Origin of the sequence: Pantoea sp. UYEF8 (assembly GCF_040546285.1) — a bacterium.
Lineage (GTDB): Bacteria > Pseudomonadota > Gammaproteobacteria > Enterobacterales > Enterobacteriaceae > Pantoea > Pantoea brenneri.
Genome location: NZ_JBEPNM010000007.1, coordinates 43,388 through 60,824, shown reverse-complemented (window position 1 = coordinate 60,824; position 17,437 = coordinate 43,388). Strand labels below are relative to the sequence as shown.

Below are 17,437 nucleotides of genomic sequence, written 5' to 3'. Positions count from 1 at the left end.
GTCAATATGTGAGGCGCGGGCTACGCGTCGCCGAGTTGCTGACGCGTCGGCAGACCTTCGCTGTCGCCAATCACCTGAATCGCCATCGAACCAATTTTGTTGCCGCGCTGAATCGCCTGCGGCAGGCTCAGACCTTCCAGCAGCGCACTGATCACGCCAACGGCAAATCCGTCGCCAGCGCCCACGGTGTCCACCACGTTATCGACTTTGATCGCGGCAACCTGACCTTTTTCGCCGCTGGCGGTTTTATACCAGGCACCGTCACAGCCGGTTTTAATCACCACCGCTTTCACCCCTTTATCGAGGTAGAAGTCGGCAATCGCTTCCGGTTGACGATAACCGGTCAGAATCAGTCCCTCTTTCTCGCCAGGCAGCACCCAGTCGGCGTACTCTGCCAGCAGATTAAGCTGAGTACGCATCTCCTCTTCGCTGCGCCACAGCACCGGCCGCAGGTTAGGGTCGAACGAAATGGTTTTGCCGCGCGCACGCATCTCTTTTGCCGCATGTTTCAGCAGCGCCAGCGAACTGTCGGAGAGCGCAGCCGCCACGCCGCTCAGATGCAGATGGCGTGCCGAGCCAAAGTAGTCCGCGTCGAAATCGTCTACCGACAGATGGCTGGCGGCCGAGCCTTTACGGAAATACTCCACCAGCGGATCGGAGCCATCATCCACTTTGGATTTAAGCTGGAAACCGGTCGGATAACGGTTATCCACCGTCACCTGGCGATGATCAATCCCCTCTTTCTCCAGCTGCTGGCAGATAAAGCGGCCAAAGGCGTCATCCCCGACGCGGCTGACCCAGCCTGTTTTAAGGCCGAGACGCGCCAGGCCAGTCGCCACATTCAGTTCCGCACCTGCCGCGCGTTTAACAAAGGTTTCCGCGGCGGCCAGGTCGCCGGTTTCACGGGCGATAAACATCGCCATCGCTTCCCCGATAGTGACAACATCAAGCGTACCGTTGTGATGCGTAGTCATCTTCACTCCTTAAACGTTGCGCAGCAGCGACACATAATGGCGCGTGACCGCAGTCAGGTCCTCGCCTTCCAGCGGAAACTCAATCCCACGCGGAGCCGTAGCGGGCAGCTGTTGCAGCAGGGCGCGCCAGCCGTCATCGGCTTCATCCAGCGCGATTGCCCGGTAGCTGTCGTGATGCGGGATCGCTGCTTTCACGTGGATATAACCGACCTGCGCCGCCAGCTGTTGCGCGGCCCGGGCGGCATCTTCGCCGGTCCAGCACCAGTTACCCATATCAAACGTCATGCTGATCGGCAGTCCGGCTGCGCGGACCGCAGCGAAAAACTGCACGCTGGCGGCGAGCTTGCCGTGCTCGGTCTGATCGTTTTCCACCGTCAGCGACAGTGGCTGGTCAGCCAGCAGTGACGACAACGACGCCGGAAGCGTGCCGGTGAAGTGACCCAGCGCCAGCTTGAGACGCTGTGCGTTTAACTGGCGTGCTTCTTCAAAGTAGTGAGTTATGCGCGGATTTACGTCACCGTCGTCACAAAACAGCGTATCCGGCACCGAATAACTGGCGTGCAGCTGATGCTGCGCCACCGCGGCGGCCAGGGCAGGCAGATCGGCCAGCGTGGCCTGATCACACAGTTCACGACGGATTTCAACGCCGTCAGCGCCCGCCTGCTGAATGATCGGCAGCAGTGCCGTCTGACCGCCGAGCGCGGCGATCTGCGAATGGCCGTAAGCGGCGGTGACCACGATAATGTCTGGCTTCATGTTGTGCTCCATCGAGGCTTTCGCCTTAAGTTCTTTAAAAACCCTAGATGGAACCGGTTCCAAAGCAAAGCAGCAAACAATGAATTTATGATCGTGCTCACGAAGCGAGCACGCAGGGGATGAGTAAAAGTCTGAAAATTAGCGCAGAGGCTGGCTGGAACCGCGAACAATCAGTTCGCCAGAGAAGACCTGTTCGGCGACCGGCAAATCGCTGCTTTCGATGCGCGCAATCACTCGTTGCAGCGCGCTGTAACCGATCTGCCAGGTGGGCTGTTTCAGCGTGGTGATCCCGACGCCCGCCAGCGCGGCCCACTCCAGCTCATCGAAGCCAAGCAGGCCGATATCGCTGCCCCAATGCAGATTGATCCGCTGCAGCGATCGCGCCACCTGCAACGTCAGCGCGCCGTTGGCCACCATTACCGCGCTGCGTTTGCCTGCGTGACGTTGATGAAAGGCGCGCAGCGCCTGATCAAGCGCGGCGGGTTGATGCAGCGCCAGCTCCGCATTCTCATGCTGCACCTGCGGATAAGCCATCAGTACCTGGCGGAAAGCCTGCAAACGCTCACGTCGGGTGTTGACGCTGCCCAGCGGCTCACTCAGAAACAGCAGCGCGTCGTAACCGTTATCGACCAGATGACGCGTCGCGGTCTCCGCCGCTTCGGCATTATTCAGCCCGACCACGTCGCAGGGAAAATCCGGAATTTTTCGGTCAATCAGCACCATTGGCAGCAAAGATTGTTGCAGATGGCTCAGCACCTCTTCGCGCATTCCCACCGCATTCACCACAATGCCTTCCACCTGATAGCTGCTCAGCAGTTGCAGATAGTGCTGTTCCAGGTCCACTTCGTTGTTGGTGTTACACATCAGCAGGGTGAAGCCCTGCTCGCGGCAGGCGGCTTCAATGCCACTCATCACGTCAACTGAATAGGGATTGGTGATGTCGGCGATGATCAGCCCTATCAGGCGGGTGCGGCCGCGCTTCAGGCCGCGCGCCATCTGGCTTGGCCGATAGCTGAGATCGGCAATAGCCTGCTCAATCCGGGCTTTGAGATCGGCTGAAAGAAGATGCAGCTCACCATTGAGGTAGCGTGAAACGCTGGTTTTTCCGGTTCGTGCCGCGTGAGCAACATCGCTAATGGTGGCGCGAGGCGGCCTGATTTTCATGAAATATCCTGCAAAAGTAGAAACCAGGCAGAGACTAGCACAGCCGCGTCCAGTCGCAAAAAACCCCGACGCTACGGCGGTAATTGCAGCCACGGCTGCCACAACGTCTGTAATTGCTGCGGCGACGTGCCTTTCAGCAGCTGTAATACCATCTCTGCCAGCTGCTCGCCGACCTGATGCTGCGCCGCCTGTCGTATGGTGATAATGGGATGATCGAGAATCGCATCGCGCGGCAGTCCATCCCAGCCGATCAGCGAAATAGCGTGGTTGCCCGTCGCCCGGCCAGCCTGTTGCAGCGCCACCATCGCCCCTTCTGCCAGCGGGCCGCAGTCGGTGATAATCGCATCGGGCGGGTTTTCCTCTGCCAGCCAGGCACAGGCCTGCTGGTAGCCGGCGCGGCGCGAAGCGGGCATTGCGGCCTGCGCATAAGGCGCAAGGGTGCCCAGCGCATCCAGATAGCCCTGGCGACGATCGCGAATCCGGGTGCTGTTTTCGTTGCTGCCGAGCCAGGCAATTTTCTCTCTGCCCTGTGACAGGCAATAGGCGACCGCCAGTTGCGAACCGGCTGCGTGGTCGACATCAAACCAGGCGTAATCCTGTGACAGATCGCTGCGGCCCAGCGCCAGAAAACGAAAATCGGTCTGTAGCAGATAAGCCAGTCGCCGGTCCTGCGGGGTGATGTGGGTGACGATGATGGCATCGACCGCGCGGCTGCGCAGCAGACGGGTTAACAGCGGCTGGCTGTGCGGCTTATCCGCCAGCAGCAGCAGGTCGATTTCATGGTGGGCAAGCCGTTGATCCAGCGCCAGCAGCATCTCACTGAAGTGACCGTCGCTCAGCGGCGGCGCGCTGACCGGATAAACCAGACCTACCGCATTAGCACGCCCGGTTTTCAGACGGCGGGCAGCAGCATTGGGCCGGTAACCGCGACGCTGCGCTTCTTCTTCAATCCGTTTACGGGTTTCCTGCGCGACATCTTCGTAACCATTGAGCGCGCGGCTGACCGTGGTGACAGAAAGTCCTAATGCCGCTGCAATCGCTTTAAGTGACATAAGAGATGACTCACTGATCAAATTTTGATCAGGCTAACATAAAGCCTGAAGTGGCTCTATCAGCAGATGCGTTACTGGAACCTTTAACGCTGATATTTACCGAAAATGTCAGCGGGATGAATGCGCCCCCGAGCGGGGGCGACACCCATTAACCGAGCGGGCTAAGGGTAATTTCAACCCGACGGTTTTGCGCTTTTCCGGCTTCGGTACTGTTGCTGGCGACCGGATTATCCGGGCCTGCGCCCTGAGTCCGCAGACGATTGCTGGCGACGCCCTGCACAATCAGCGCGCTGGCGACACTGTCGGCGCGCTGCTGTGACAGACGCATATTCAGCGCGCGCGTTCCGGTGCTGTCGGTATAACCCACCACGTTTACCGCTGTTTTTGGATACTCTTTTAGCACCATCGAAACGCCCGTCAGGGTATTCGCCCCCGCTGGCTTCAGGTTACTGCTGTTGGAGTCGAACGTCACGTTATTCGGCATGTTGAGGACGATGTTATCGCCTTCACGGGTCACGCTGACGCCGGTACCGCGCATCTTGTCGCGCAGCTTCGCTTCCTGCACGTCCATGTAGTAACCGACACCGCCACCCAGCGCTGCACCGCCGGCTGCGCCAATCAACGCGCCTTTACCGCGATCTTTCTTCGATGAGGAGAGCACGCCCACGCCGGCACCCACTAAAGCACCCAGACCGGCACCCACGCCTGACTTACCCGCCTGCGATTCGCCGGTGTAAGGATTGGTGGTACAGCCAGACAGGGCCAGGCTTCCGCTTAATAACAAGGTAATCGCGACTAATTTCTTCTGCATTTTTGTTCCCTTACGTTCGACACACAGGGGAAAACTGTCCCCATAAGCGGCACGATTATGCCGCGTAAAAGTGAGGAAAGGGGTGAGGGAAAGTCTTAATTTGTCACGAATCGCGCTTAAAGATTGTCAGGATGGCAAAAACAGCTGGACTGATGATCGTTTATCAGCCCGCAGGCCTGCATAAACGAATAACAGATTGTCGGGCCGATGAATTTAAAACCACGCTGCTTAAGCGCCTTAGAGAGCGCAATGGCGTGCGCTGAGGTGGTGGGTGCCAGCTTATAGTCGGGATGATGATGGACAATTTGCGCATTATCGACAAATTGCCAGACGAAGCGGGCAAAATCTTCCCCTTGGGCTTCCATCGCCAGAAACGCGCGCGCATTCGCGATGATCGCGGCGATTTTGCCTGAATGGCGAATAATGCCGCTGTTATGCATCAGCGCCTCAATCGCCTGCTGATCCATTAAGGCAATCGCCTGTGGATCAAAATGGTGAAACGCCGCACGGTAATTCTGTCGCTTTTTCAATACGGTGATCCAGGATAATCCCGCTTGCTGCCCTTCCAGGCAGAGCATCTCAAACAGCGCGCGCTTGTCGGTTTGCGCCACGCCCCATTCGGTATCGTGGTATGCCAGATAGAGGGGATCCTGGGTCACCCAGCCACATCGTTGCATTATCTGATTCCTTATCGCGGAAATATTTTATCGGGCCGCTTGATCTTAGAAACAATCGGTTAATAGTTAAACAACTAACGGCTATACGACGATGGGTTATATAACGACGGGTAAAACAAGATCGCAAACCGGTGGTTAATCCAGCTTCCCCGGGAATAACTTCAGCCCCGACTGGAGATCGTATGTTGCAGAAAAGTGGGTGGAGAGACCAGTGCTATCGGATAGGCGGCTGGTGTGGTGCAGGACTGTTACTGTTGACGCAACCGACCTTTGCCTGGGGCGGCGACTTTGCTGCGCCCGCGATCGTCACACCGCCGCCCGACTACAACACCATTCTGGCAGAGAAGATCTCCCGCACCTCGCTCGACTTCAGTGACGAAAATCGCGCTCTGTTCGAGGCTGCGCTCAATTCTCCGGCAGCCCTGCCGGTAGAGTTGCACAGTGAAACCGGCATCGTCGGCAGCACGCCGCTGGGAAAACGCTATCGCGCCGGGGTCGATCTGCCGGTTGGCGAATCCTTCACTACCGGTCCCGTGGCGCAATATGCGGTCGATCCGCCGCAGATGAACTGTCTGCAGTGCGATTACAGCGATCAGCAGAGCCGTGAACAGATTGCCAGCGTCGGCTGGCGTGTCGATATGCAGCAGGGATGGATTACGCCGTGGGCCCAGCTTAGCTACAGCCATCCACTGGCGGAATCGCCACAAAACGATCGGCGCGATGCGGCGATCGGGACCCGTCAGGAGAGCGGAATCGACCTCAGCGTCGGCGCGCAGCTGCCGCTGAACAGTAATCTGGCGGCTTTCGCTTCGTTTTCACAAAACAGTGCGCTGAATGGTGATGAGCCGTTGCTGTATAGCCTCGGCATCAGCGCCAGCTTCTGAGCGGGGCATAAAAAGAGAAAGGGCGTTGAGCGTTTAAAATATAATGAGTCCGCTAATCATTATACTGGTAACACTATGCGCAACGATTTGACAATTATTGGCCGTGAAATAACGGTCTTCATACTGGCAGCACTCTTTCTCGCTCTGATGATATTGCCCATCTATATTGATGTGGCCTGGATGAATGATGCGCTGCACGAAACCTCTTTTACTGAAACCACCCAGGAAATCATGCTGGCGGTGATCGCCGCCCTGTTCTTTATTGCCGCTCAGCGCCGTCCGGCGCAGCGTGGTGCGCTGACCTTAGTGGCGGGCTTCTATAGCTGCATGCTGATCCGCGAACTCGACTTTGTGTTTGATACCATCCAGCACGGCAGCTGGATCTGGTTCGCGCTGGCGGTGACTGCAGGATGCCTTGCGGTCGCGCTGCGGACGCCGAAAAAAACCCTGCACGCGCTGGCCAGACTGCTGCAGCACCGTAGCTGGCCGGTGATGGCCTCCGGCTTTCTGGTGGTGCTGGTCTTTTCCCGCCTGTTTGGCATTCATTCGCTGTGGCAGCACCTGATGCTGGGCGATTATAACCGTGTGGTTAAAAACATGGCGGAAGAGGGAACCGAACTGCTGGGTTACGGCCTGTGCTGGCTGGCCTCGGTGCGCTATTTATGGCAAACCCGCCCGGTTGCCGTTGCCGTCAGTGCGACCCAACCCGCCTCTGCCCGTCATGCAACCTCCCCGGTGACCTCTCACTCATAATGGTCGCGCTTTTTGAGCGATCCGCAACGTTAAAAAAGGTACAATAAACACTTCTGCGTCGGCGGCACGGCCCCGGCGCAAGGTGTTCGTTAACCTCAGGTCTTTTCATGTCAGTCAAAATCTTAACTTCAACGCTCATTGGCCTGGATGCCTTCCGTCAGGACCCGCTGACCGCGCTGCAACAGGCGGAAAACGGTACGCTGGCGGTATTAGAGGATTACGCGCCGGTGATGTACGCCATCACCCCGGCGCGTCTGGCGCAGTTACTGGCGCTGGAAGCCGCTGCCCGACAGCCAAATGATGTGGCGCTGGATGACAGCCTGTATGACGATGCGCCTGCGGCAATCTCTGCGCCGGTTGGTAAGTTCGCGATGTATGCTGGCTGGCAGCCAGACGCAGATTTTACCCGCCAGGCCGCCATCTGGGGCGTGGCGCTCAGCGAACCGGTTACTGCCAGCGAGCTGGCTGCTTTCGTCGCCTACTGGCAGGCAGAGGGCCGGCTGTTTCACCATGTTCAGTGGCAACAAAAGCTGGCGCGAAGCATCCAGATGAACCGTGCCGCCAACGGCGGGCAACCGAAGCGCGATATCACTCAAATCAGCAGTACTGACTACGATATTCCCGATGGTTTCCGAGGTGAATAATGAAAACGCCAAACGATCTCTTTAGTCGCCTGAAAAGAATGATGCCCGCAGGTACCCGACCAAAGTTCACTAATGGTGAAGAACTTTTGGCCTGGAACCAGGAACAAGGCCGTTTGCGCTCTGAAGCCATCGTGCGTGAGAATCGCGCAATGAAAATGCAGCGCATTATGGGCCGATCCGGTATTCGCGAACTGCATATTAACTGTTCTTTCGACAACTACCGTGTCGAAAATGAAGGCCAGCGTAAGGCACTGGAACAAGCGCGACAGTATGCGGCCGAATTCGAGGGTAGCATCGCCAGCTTTGTCTTTTCGGGCCGCCCCGGCACCGGTAAAAATCATCTGGCAGCCGCAATTGGCAACGACCTGATCCTGCGCGGTAAAAGCGTGCTGATTGTGACGGTCGCCGATCTGATGTCGAGCATGAAGGGCACCTTCAGCGGCAGCAGCGGCATTACTGAAGAGCGACTGCTTCAGGATCTCAGCAGCGTTGACCTGCTGGTGATTGATGAGATCGGCATGCAGAGCGAATCCCGCTACGAAAAAGTGATCATCAACCAGATTGTCGATCGCCGCTCCTCGTCGAAGCGCCCAACCGGCATGTTAACCAACCTTAATCCAAATGAGATGAACACCCTGCTTGGCGAACGCGTCATGGACCGGATGCGCCTCGGCAACAGCCTGTGGGTGCGCTTCGACTGGGAAAGTTATCGCAGCCGGGTGCGTGGCGACGAATATTAATACCCTGCCCGCTGCGGCGGGCAGCCTGCTGTATTGCCCGCCGGACTACCCACACGGCTGAGCGTCACCTCTGCGCTTAGCCTGCGTAACGCCGCCGGATCGATTCGTTTTCAGTCACCCTGCTGTTGTTCTGCCTCCCGCGCTGCGCCGCCGGATTGCCGGACAGGCGAGTGACCCGGTGGAGTCAGCCATGAGCCTGCTCGATTACGCTGTAATAGCGCTCTACGCGCTGATGATTGTGCTGATCACGCTGTGGGCGATGCGCAGGGTCGGCAATACCCGTGACTTCTTTACTGCCGGTGGCCGGATGCCCTGGTGGCTCTCCGGCGTTTCCCATCATATGTCTGGCTACAGCGCCGCGGTTTTTGTTGCCTACGGCGCGGTGGCTTACAACATGGGCATTACGATCTGGTTCTGGTGGGCGCTGCCTATTTCGCTGGCGGTATTGATCGGCTCCTCGCTGTTTGCCCCGCGCTGGGCCAGGCTGCGTCGTTACATGCAGATTGAATCCCCCACCGAGTATCTGCTGACCCGCTATAACCTGCCGACCCAGATGGTGCTGGCGTGCAGCGGCGTGCTGCTGAAAACGGTAGATGTCGGGGCCAAATGGGCCGCCATCGCGGTGATTATCAACGTCTTCACCGGTCTCGACCCGCTGTTCGGCATCTGCATTGCAGGCGGATTAAGTCTGTTTTACAGCGTGATCGGCGGACTGTGGGCCGATGCCTGCAACGATTTTGGTCAGTTCATCGTGCAGTTTGTCGCCGCCATTGTGATGCTGGTGGCGGTTGGACTTCAGCTCGGCGGCATCGGCGCGCTGTTGACTATCTGGGATCGGCTGCCGGCCAGCCACCTTCAGATTGTGCAAGGTCCTTACACCACTGGCTTTATCTTTGCCTACCTGCTGATCTACACCCTGAGCTACAACGGCGGAACCTGGAACCTGGCGCAGCGGTTTATTGCCGCACCGGACGGACGCGAAGCGCGCAAGGCGGCACTGCTCTCTGCCGCCCTCTACCTGATCTGGCCGCTGGTGCTGTTCTGGCCGATGTGGGCTGCACCGCTGCTGTTTCCCAATCTGGCCGACCCGTCACGCGCCTGGTCGCTGATGGCGATGCAGTTACTGCCTGACGGGCTGATCGGGCTGATGCTGGTTGCGATGTTCACCCATACCCTCTCAATGACCTCGTCTGACGCCAACGCCATTACGGCGGTGGTGACCCGCGATATTCTGCCCGCCATCTGGCCGCGTGCCTTTCCTCGCGGCCAGAGTTCGCTACGGGTGGCACGCTGCACCACCTTCCTGTTTATTATCACCACCCTGGTGATTGCCCTGAATGCCAGCCGGTTCGGCGGCGTATTGTCGCTACTGGTTATCTGGTTTGGCGGGCTGGTCGGGCCGATATCGATCCCGATGCTGCTGGGTTTGCTGCCCGCTTTCCGTCGATCTGGCAGCACCGCAGCGCTGGTCAGTTGGGCGGCAGGCGTCGGGACCTTCTTCTTCGTGCGGTTTGTGATTGACGATGCCAGCCTGGCGACTCAGGTGGCGGCACCGGTATTGTCCTCGCTGTTGCTGTTTACCCTGCTCGGCTGGCTGCGTCGCTCGCCCGTCAGCCCACAGGTCGATGTGCTGCTGAGCGCGCTTAATCAGGATCGTTCGGCATCGCCGAAAGCGGTCTGGCGGCATAAAACCCTGAGTTAAGCCGCTCAGACGCCGACCGATCGGCCGGATCTCGCCTGGTTGTGTGAAATAGCACGCAAAAGTGTGGGATGACGAATACGTACGGGCTGATACACTGAATTCTTTCTCCTCTGGTGGGTGAATTCGCCATGAAAGCGAACGGAAAAGGTCCCGCGTTACTGCGACTTAACAACCAAAAGCGGGTCATGACGCAGTTGCGAAAACTGCGCATCACCTCGCGCCAGGATCTGGCCCAGACCTTATCGCTCAGCAAAAATACCGTCTCACTGATCATTGATGATTTGCTGGAGCAGGAGTTAATTGAGGAGCTGGGACCGGTCAGCGTGGCAGCGGCAGGACGCCCTAAAATCGAGATTACCCTGCGCCCGGAGAAGCTGAAGAGCGCAGGCGTAATGGTGGAACGCAATGTGATTCACTGGCGGGTCTGCGACTACTTTTCTCAGGTACTGGCCGAACAGACGCTGCGTACCGACACTGAAAACCCAACCCGGCTGCTGGCTGAGCTGGCGATGCTGTGTCGTGAGCTGGCCGAGCGCTACCCCGATTTGCTGGGGATAGGCCTCGGCTTTCCCGGCATCGTTGATCCCCGGCGCGGCTGGATGCATCTCTCATCACACCTCGACTGGCAGGAAGTGGATCTGCTGACCGCGCTGCGGAAGCAGGTACGGCTACCGATCCGCATCATGAACAACGTAAAGGCCGCTGCGCTGCTGGCAGTACAGCAGCGCGGGCTCTCCGTCGACAGCGGCCACTTTTATCTGCGCATCTCAGAGGGGATTGGTGGGGCGCAGGTGCAGCACGGCGAAGTTTTTACCGGACACAGCTGGACCGCCGGTGAGGCGGGCCACCTGACCGTTCAGCCTGACGGCCCGCGCTGCAGTTGCGGCCGACGGGGCTGCCTTGAGGCGTTAATCAGCCAGCCGGCAGTGCAACAGCAGCTGGCGCAGCGCCAGCCCGGCCTGAGCTGGCAGAACCGCGACAGCGCACCGCGAATAGTGGATGAGGTGATGGCGCAGGCTGGTAGCTATCTGGGTGCGGCGCTGAGTCAGATCATGCTGCTGCTCAATCCGGCGACCATCATGATCGATTGTCCGTGGAGCGCCAGCCCGGCCTTTTGCAAGGCGGTGCGCGATACCACCCAGGCCAGCGCCCTCGCCTTTACCGCCGCCCATACCCAGCTGCTTTTCCTTGAAAACCGCATCGATCCGGCCAATGGGCTGGCGCTGGCGGTGATTGAGCAGGCCGAACAGCGGGTCGGTTAACCCGCCAGATAAGGCAGCGAGTGCTGCCTTTTTATGATCGGACGTCACTTACCGGCACGCTAACCGTCTCGTCCGCTTCGCGTGGGTCGATATTAAACTTCTCCAGTACGCGTGCGTGGATTTTCTCCAGCGGCATTCCGGCCGTTTCCGGCAGGTAGCGGAAGGTGAAGAAGTACATGCCGAGCGAAAACAGCGCGAACAGCAGCAGCGGGAAGCCGCCGTGGAACATCTCCAGCAGCACGGTGTTGCTGTTGAGAATCGGAAAGGTGGTGCTGATAATAAAGTTCGCCACCGACATGGCACAGATTGAGATGCCGACGCAGATTGATCGGATTTCCGTGGGAAACAGCTCGCCCAGCACGGTCCAGACAATCTGTCCCCAGGTCATACCAAAGAACACCATATAGGCAAACAATCCCACCACCGCCAGCAGACCCGGCAGGCGGTAATAGAACGCGATAAAGGTATAGGCGAGGAAAATGGCAGAGGTGATCGCCCCCAGCAGCAATAGCTTACGCCGTCCGACCTTATCGATCAGCGCCATCCCCATCAGCACGCCGACAAACTGGCAGACTGACAGCCAGAAAGTCTGCAGTAGCGCCGAATCGGTGCTGCCGGAGACATTTTTCAGCAGCGTCGGGCCGAAATACTGAATCACGTTGATGCCGCTGATCTGATTACCGACTGCCAGACCAATACCGATGATCAACAGCGGCAGCGTGGTTTTATTCAGACGGAAGCGGGCTTTATGGCGGCTGGCGGCTTCATCAGAAAACGAGTGCTTAATCTCATTGAATACGCTCTCGGCGTGCGCCGGGTTAGAGATTTTGCTCAGGGTATCCAGCGCTTCTTTATCTTTGCCTTTCAGCACGTTCCAGCGTGGTGATTCCGGGATAAAGGCAATGAAAAAGATGAACAGCGCACAGGGCACCAGCGCGGTAGCCAGAATGTAACGCCAGCCGATATCCACCATCGCCTCGGGCAACATCGATTTGTTGATGAAATAGTTAGTCAGCAGCACCACCGATTGACCACCAACGCAGCAGACAGCGTAGAGCGCGCTGGTCCGGCCGCGAAATTTCGACGGCGACAGCTCCGCCAGATAAATCGGCGAGATCACTGACGCCAGACCAATCGCCAGGCCGCCCAGGATACGGAACGCGACAAAGGTGAAAAAGTTATGGGCGATTGCGGTGCCAACCACCGAGGCGGTAAACAGCAGCGCAGTAATCGCGAGCGATTTTTTGCGGCCGAATTTATCACTGAGCTTTGGCGCAATAAAACAGCCGACCAGGCTGCCCAGCAGGATGTTTGATACCGCCCAGCCGGTTTCTGCCGGGGTGAGCTGAAAATAGTCACTGAGCGGTTCGATGGCGCCGGAGATAATCGACGAGTCATAGCCCATCAGCAGACCGCCAAAGGCGGCGACGGTGCAACAGAGCATGACATATTTCATGTTGTAGCGTTTTTGCCGGGTTTCCATTTTTCAGGCTCCTGTTCTCTACTGCCTGAACCGAAACGGTTCAGAAAGAGGGGGCATAGTTGTCAGAGGCTTACGGGCTTCAGCGATCAAGCACCAGTGAAATATATTTTCTAAATCAGATAATTTGGATTAATTCTTTCGGAAATGTGAGCGGGGTTCGAAAATTTTGTGGAGGCGCTGAGGTAAAACCATCATAAAAAGGGTTATTAATCAGGATAATAAACAGCAATATGCTGCCTGAGCCCGTTTTTTCTCAACGGCAGCGGGCTGGCCGAGCGACATTTTTTCCGCTGACAGCAGCCTGAAAGCCTGGGGGAGGCGTAAAAACGCCTACAGGATGAGAGGGGAAAAGTTACTTATTAATCCGATGATTTATAAGGTTATAATGAGTATTCCATGCCATTCACCCTGTCGGCGGCTGGCCTGACTTTGGTCCGATGAGTCGGTTTTGTCCGGCGGATGAAATATAATTTCCATCCCGCCGCTTTTATGAACGATAGGATTTAGAGGCGAGCGGTCGGCCAGTATCACCTGGACCGGCCTGGCCCCACGGCTACAACACGTTTTCACCATAAAGCTGGCGATACTCTTTCGGCGTGGTGTCGTACCCTTTCCTGAAGACCGAATAGAAATACTGCAGGGACGGATAACCGCACATCTGCGAGATTTCATTGATATTGAGTGACGACGATGCCAGCAGTTCGCCGGCTTTTTCCAGCTTTTCACGGTGGATCATCGCATGAATGGTGTCGCCGGTTTCATCGCGAAACCGTTTTTCCAGATTGGATCGCGACAGGCCGATGGCATCCAGCACCTGCTCCACCTTAATGCCCTTACAGGCGTTAAAGCGGATGTAATGCATCGCCTGAATGACGGCAGGATCGCGCAGCGAACGGAAGTCGGTAGAGCGACGGGCGATCACTTTGACCGGCGGCACCAGGATGCGCTGAAGCGGTAGCGGCTGCTTATCCAGCAGGCGGTGCAGCAGTTTGGCCGCCTGGTAACCCATTTGCCGCGAGCCCTGCGCCACCGATGAGAGCGCGACGCGCGACAGATAGCGCGTCAGCTCTTCGTTATCAATGCCGATAACCGCCAGCTTTTCCGGCACCGGAATTTTCAGATGCTCACAGGCCTGCAGCAGATGGCGCGCCCGTGAGTCGGTGACGGCGATAATGCCGGTTTGCGGTGGCAGCGTCTGCAGCCAGTCGGCGAGCCGGTTCTGAGCGTGCTGCCAGTTTTCCGGCGCGGTCTCCATGCCCTGATAGACCACCCCCTGATAGCGCTCCCGCATCACCAGCTGACGAAATGCCTGTTCCCGTTCCTGCGCCCAGCGCTTGCCGCTTGAGGCCGGCAAACCGTAAAAGGCAAAGCGGTTGATGCCTTTCTCTTTGAGATGCATAAACGCCCGCTCCACCAGCGCGGCATTATCGGTGGCGATGTAATGCACCGGCGGATAATCCTCCTGTCGGTGATATGAGCCGCCAACGCCGACGATCGGCACCGGCACATTCGACAGCAGGGTTTCGATTGAGCGATCGTCGTAATCGGCGATCACGCCGTCGCCCAGCCACTCCCGAATATTGTCGATGCGGCAGCGGAAGTCCTCCTCAATGAAAATGTCCCAGTCGGTTTGCGACGCCTGTAGATATTCCCCGACGCCCTCAACAACCTGACGGTCATACACCTTGTTAGCGTTAAACAACAAGGTAATGCGATAACGTTTATCATGCATGGTGGCGATTCCCTTAAATGCTCAGCGCATTGCATAGCACGGCTGACAGGGGCATAAAAATGGTTTGCGCCACAATGTGATCCTCCACGCGATTACACCCGACGCCGCGTGGCGGTATCCATCCACACCGCCAGCAGCAGAATGGCACCCTTGACGATGTACTGCCAGAAGGTCGGCACGTCCATCATGCTCATGCCGTTATCCAGTGAAGCCATGATAAATGCCCCCATCACCGCACCGGCTACCGAGCCAACCCCACCGGCCAGGCTGGTACCGCCAATCACACAGGCGGCGATGGCGTCGAGTTCCGCAATGTTGCCAGCCGAAGGCGAACCGGCACCCAGCCGCGAACTGAGGATCAGACCCGCAATGGCCACCATCACGCCGTTAATCGCAAACACCGCCAGTTTGGTACGCGCCACGTTAATCCCTGACAGTCGCGCCGCATCGATATTGCCGCCGATTGCGTAAATGCGTCGGCCAAAAGCGGTCCGGGTCGCCATAAACATCCCGGCCAGCAACAGCAGGGCGAGCAGTAATACCGGGGTCGGTACGCCGCGATAATCGTTCAGCAACCAGATCGCGCCCAGCACCAGTATCGCGGTAATCGCCTGACGTGCCACGGTGCCGCTGGCCGGGCTTTGGGCCAGTCCAATCTGCTGACGGCGCAGGCGTAAACGCCATTGCCACAGCATAAACAGCGCCAGACCGGCGAAACCAAAGCCGAAACCGACGCCGCCCGGCAGGTAGCTCTGGCCGATCTGCGACATGCCCGGCGTGATTGGCGCAACCGTGGTGCCATCGGTGATCCCCACCAGGATGCCACGAAAGGCCAGCATCCCCGCCAGCGTGACGATGAATGACGGCACTTTGCGATAGGCGACCCACCAGCCGTTCCAGGTCCCCAGCAGCAGTCCCATCACCAGGGTAACCACAATGGTCAGCGGCAGCGGCCAGCCCAGCCAGACGTCAAAAATTGCCGCAGCGCCGCCCAGTAATCCCATCATTGAGCCGACCGACAGATCGATCTCCGCCGAGATAATCACAAACACCATCCCCACCGCCAGAATGCCGGTAATCGCGGTCTGTCGCAGCAGGTTGGAAACGTTACGCGGGCTGAGCCACGCGCCATCGGTGGTCCAGGTAAAGAACAGGGCAATCAGCACAATCGCTCCCAGCATCACCAGCACCTGGAGATTAGGCAGCGGGAATTTGCCGGGCGACGGCTTGCCCGGGGTTCCTGACAGGCCACTTTGGGTACTTTCACTCTTAAGCATAATGTTCACTCCGCAGGGCGGCTTCCATCACCTGCTCCTGAGTCAGGTTATCGTTGATCAAATCAGCTTTAATTTGCCCTTCATGCATCACCAGTATCCGATCGCTCAGGCCCAGCACTTCCGGCAGCTCGGACGAAATCACAATCACCGCGATCCCCTGCTGCACCAGCGCATTGATCAGCAGGTAGATCTCCTGACGTGCACCAACATCAATGCCGCGCGTCGGCTCATCCAGAATCAGGATTTGCGGGTTAAGCAGCAGGCACTTCGCCAGAATCGCTTTCTGCTGATTGCCGCCGCTCAGCCGGCCAATCGGTAATTCAGAGGAGGAAGTCTTCACCCGCAGACGGGTAATCGCCGCGTTGATCGCCTGCTGTTCCTGCGCTTCATCGAGGGTGGAAAGCCGGTGGCTGAACTGATCCAGCGCCGCGAGGGTGATATTTTTTCCCACCGCCATCAGCGGCACGATGCCATCTTTTTTACGGTCTTCCGGCACCATGGCGATGCCGTGTGCAATGGCGGCGCGGCAATCGGTGATCCTGACCGGCTTGCCGTTGATCCAGATATCGCCCTGCCAGCGTCCCGGCCAGACCCCGAACAGGCACTGCACGGTTTCGGTTCTGCCCGCCCCGACCAGCCCGGCGATGCCGAGAATTTCCCCGCGCTTCAGGCTGAAGGAGACGTTGTTGACGCGGCGAATATGCCGGTTAACCGGATGCCAGGCCGTGAGGTTCTCGACTTTCAGCACCGTATTGCCAATCTGATGCGGCGCATGGGGATAGAGCGCGGTCAGCTCGCGTCCGACCATCATGGTGATGATGTCATCTTCACTCAGGCCGGTTGCCGTGCGGGTGGCGATATGCTGACCGTCGCGAATGACGCAGATGGTATCGGAGATAGCTTTGACCTCGTTCAGCTTGTGGGAGATGTAGATGCAGGCGATGCCGTGTTCACGCAGGTTACGGATAATGCCGAGCAGCACCTCCGTCTCCTGTTCGGTCAGTGAGGAGGTCGGCTCATCCAGGATCAGTAACCGGACCTGCTTGTTAAGCGCACGCGCGATCTCCACCAGCTGCTGCTGACCGAGGCCCAAATCGCCGACCCGCGCGGCGGGAGAGACGTTCAGCCCGACCCGGGCCAGCAGTTGCTGGCAGCGCAGCGTCATGGTTTCATCATCAACCATGCCGAAACGCCCCAGCTCGGCACCGAGGAAAATGTTCTCCATCACCGTCAGTTGCCGCACCAGTGCCAGCTCCTGATGGATGATCACAATCCCTTTGCGCTCGGTATCACGAATGGTCTGCGCCTCTATTTTGTCGCCGGCAAAGTAAATCTGGCCGTCAAAATCACCGTGCGGATAGAGCCCGCAGAGGATTTTCATCAGGGTCGATTTACCTGAGCCATTTTCGCCACACAGCGACATCACTTCGCCCGCATCCAGCTGCAGGCTGACATCATTCAGCGCTTTCACCGCGCCGAAACGCTTGGTGATATTGTTCATTTCCAGCAGCATCGACTGTTCTCCC

At 58.0% G+C, this 17,437-nt stretch carries 16 protein-coding genes; 6 read left to right on the top strand and 10 right to left on the bottom strand.

What is annotated here, in order from left to right; translation table 11 throughout:
- Nucleotides 1-20 precede the first annotated feature (20 nt).
- From ABIB18_RS14460 to ABIB18_RS14435, 6 genes are all read right to left on the bottom strand, one after another.
- Nucleotides 21-974 carry a sugar kinase gene (locus ABIB18_RS14460; protein WP_031376140.1) on the bottom strand — a complete coding sequence of 318 codons (954 nt, stop codon included), beginning with the start codon at nt 972-974 and terminating at the stop codon, nt 21-23.
- 9 nt (nt 975-983) lie between these two features.
- Nucleotides 984-1,730, bottom strand: coding sequence for an IolE/MocC family protein (locus ABIB18_RS14455; protein WP_089561640.1), 747 nt, complete (start codon nt 1,728-1,730; stop codon nt 984-986).
- Nucleotides 1,731-1,868: 138 nt separating this feature from the next.
- Nucleotides 1,869-2,894: a LacI family DNA-binding transcriptional regulator gene (locus ABIB18_RS14450; protein ID WP_031376142.1), complete on the bottom strand. Its 1,026-nt coding sequence runs from the start codon at nt 2,892-2,894 to the stop codon at nt 1,869-1,871.
- A gap of 71 nt (nt 2,895-2,965) precedes the next feature.
- Nucleotides 2,966-3,946, bottom strand: a complete 981-nt coding sequence (locus ABIB18_RS14445; RefSeq protein ID WP_354474607.1) for a LacI family DNA-binding transcriptional regulator — start codon at nt 3,944-3,946, stop codon at nt 2,966-2,968.
- A gap of 148 nt (nt 3,947-4,094) precedes the next feature.
- Complete coding sequence (locus ABIB18_RS14440; RefSeq protein WP_069728646.1) at nt 4,095-4,757, bottom strand: OmpA family lipoprotein; 663 nt, start codon at nt 4,755-4,757, stop codon at nt 4,095-4,097.
- 116 nt (nt 4,758-4,873) lie between these two features.
- Nucleotides 4,874-5,434, bottom strand: coding sequence for a DNA-3-methyladenine glycosylase I (locus ABIB18_RS14435; protein WP_354474605.1), 561 nt, complete (start codon nt 5,432-5,434; stop codon nt 4,874-4,876).
- Between the two features lie 182 nt (nt 5,435-5,616).
- Between ABIB18_RS14435 and ABIB18_RS14430 the strand changes: the two genes are divergently transcribed.
- The 6 genes from ABIB18_RS14430 to ABIB18_RS14405 all read left to right on the top strand — a co-directional run bounded on the left by ABIB18_RS14430 (nt 5,617) and on the right by ABIB18_RS14405 (nt 11,419).
- The gene (locus ABIB18_RS14430; protein ID WP_354474603.1) at nt 5,617-6,318 is read left to right on the top strand and encodes an autotransporter; all 702 of its coding nucleotides are present in this window, start codon (nt 5,617-5,619) and stop codon (nt 6,316-6,318) included.
- A gap of 75 nt (nt 6,319-6,393) precedes the next feature.
- Entirely contained in the window at nt 6,394-7,071 is a 678-nt protein-coding gene (locus ABIB18_RS14425) for a hypothetical protein (RefSeq protein WP_031376147.1), read from the top strand.
- A 107-nt stretch (nt 7,072-7,178) separates the two neighbouring features.
- Nucleotides 7,179-7,715, top strand: a complete 537-nt coding sequence (dnaT, locus tag ABIB18_RS14420; protein WP_031376148.1) for a primosomal protein DnaT — start codon at nt 7,179-7,181, stop codon at nt 7,713-7,715.
- Nucleotides 7,715-8,455, top strand: a complete 741-nt coding sequence (gene dnaC / locus ABIB18_RS14415; RefSeq protein WP_031376149.1) for a replicative helicase loader DnaC — start codon at nt 7,715-7,717, stop codon at nt 8,453-8,455. The genes dnaT and dnaC overlap by 1 nt, the downstream gene beginning before the upstream one ends.
- A gap of 190 nt (nt 8,456-8,645) precedes the next feature.
- On the top strand, nt 8,646-10,157 hold the full coding sequence (locus tag ABIB18_RS14410; protein WP_031376150.1) for a sodium:solute symporter family protein: 1,512 nt from the start codon (nt 8,646-8,648) through the stop codon (nt 10,155-10,157).
- Between the two features lie 128 nt (nt 10,158-10,285).
- Nucleotides 10,286-11,419, top strand: a complete 1,134-nt coding sequence (locus ABIB18_RS14405) for an ROK family protein (protein ID WP_354474600.1) — start codon at nt 10,286-10,288, stop codon at nt 11,417-11,419.
- A 31-nt stretch (nt 11,420-11,450) separates the two neighbouring features.
- On the opposite strand, the gene ABIB18_RS14400 is transcribed toward ABIB18_RS14405, so the two are convergent.
- The 4 genes from ABIB18_RS14400 to ABIB18_RS14385 form a co-directional block, all read right to left on the bottom strand.
- Complete coding sequence (locus tag ABIB18_RS14400; RefSeq protein WP_031376152.1) at nt 11,451-12,902, bottom strand: sugar porter family MFS transporter; 1,452 nt, start codon at nt 12,900-12,902, stop codon at nt 11,451-11,453.
- Nucleotides 12,903-13,455: 553 nt separating this feature from the next.
- Nucleotides 13,456-14,634 carry a D-xylose utilization transcriptional activator XylR gene (xylR, locus tag ABIB18_RS14395; protein WP_354474598.1) on the bottom strand — a complete coding sequence of 393 codons (1,179 nt, stop codon included), beginning with the start codon at nt 14,632-14,634 and terminating at the stop codon, nt 13,456-13,458.
- 92 nt (nt 14,635-14,726) lie between these two features.
- On the bottom strand, nt 14,727-15,911 hold the full coding sequence (xylH, locus tag ABIB18_RS14390; protein WP_031376154.1) for a xylose ABC transporter permease XylH: 1,185 nt from the start codon (nt 15,909-15,911) through the stop codon (nt 14,727-14,729).
- On the bottom strand, nt 15,904-17,424 hold the full coding sequence (locus ABIB18_RS14385; RefSeq protein ID WP_354474596.1) for a xylose ABC transporter ATP-binding protein: 1,521 nt from the start codon (nt 17,422-17,424) through the stop codon (nt 15,904-15,906). The genes xylH and ABIB18_RS14385 overlap by 8 nt, the downstream gene beginning before the upstream one ends.
- Nucleotides 17,425-17,437 lie beyond the last annotated feature (13 nt).

Coding starts and splice junctions, on each gene's coding strand:
- ABIB18_RS14460 (WP_031376140.1), bottom strand. CDS start 974: ATGACTACGCATCACAACGGTACGCTTGATGTTGTCACTATCGGGGAA.
- ABIB18_RS14455 (WP_089561640.1), bottom strand. CDS start 1,730: ATGAAGCCAGACATTATCGTGGTCACCGCCGCTTACGGCCATTCGCAG.
- ABIB18_RS14450 (WP_031376142.1), bottom strand. CDS start 2,894: ATGAAAATCAGGCCGCCTCGCGCCACCATTAGCGATGTTGCTCACGCG.
- ABIB18_RS14445 (WP_354474607.1), bottom strand. CDS start 3,946: ATGTCACTTAAAGCGATTGCAGCGGCATTAGGACTTTCTGTCACCACG.
- ABIB18_RS14440 (WP_069728646.1), bottom strand. CDS start 4,757: ATGCAGAAGAAATTAGTCGCGATTACCTTGTTATTAAGCGGAAGCCTG.
- ABIB18_RS14435 (WP_354474605.1), bottom strand. CDS start 5,434: ATGCAACGATGTGGCTGGGTGACCCAGGATCCCCTCTATCTGGCATAC.
- ABIB18_RS14430 (WP_354474603.1), top strand. CDS start 5,617: ATGTTGCAGAAAAGTGGGTGGAGAGACCAGTGCTATCGGATAGGCGGC.
- ABIB18_RS14425 (WP_031376147.1), top strand. CDS start 6,394: ATGCGCAACGATTTGACAATTATTGGCCGTGAAATAACGGTCTTCATA.
- dnaT (WP_031376148.1), top strand. CDS start 7,179: ATGTCAGTCAAAATCTTAACTTCAACGCTCATTGGCCTGGATGCCTTC.
- dnaC (WP_031376149.1), top strand. CDS start 7,715: ATGAAAACGCCAAACGATCTCTTTAGTCGCCTGAAAAGAATGATGCCC.
- ABIB18_RS14410 (WP_031376150.1), top strand. CDS start 8,646: ATGAGCCTGCTCGATTACGCTGTAATAGCGCTCTACGCGCTGATGATT.
- ABIB18_RS14405 (WP_354474600.1), top strand. CDS start 10,286: ATGAAAGCGAACGGAAAAGGTCCCGCGTTACTGCGACTTAACAACCAA.
- ABIB18_RS14400 (WP_031376152.1), bottom strand. CDS start 12,902: ATGGAAACCCGGCAAAAACGCTACAACATGAAATATGTCATGCTCTGT.
- xylR (WP_354474598.1), bottom strand. CDS start 14,634: ATGCATGATAAACGTTATCGCATTACCTTGTTGTTTAACGCTAACAAG.
- xylH (WP_031376154.1), bottom strand. CDS start 15,911: ATGCTTAAGAGTGAAAGTACCCAAAGTGGCCTGTCAGGAACCCCGGGC.
- ABIB18_RS14385 (WP_354474596.1), bottom strand. CDS start 17,424: ATGCTGCTGGAAATGAACAATATCACCAAGCGTTTCGGCGCGGTGAAA.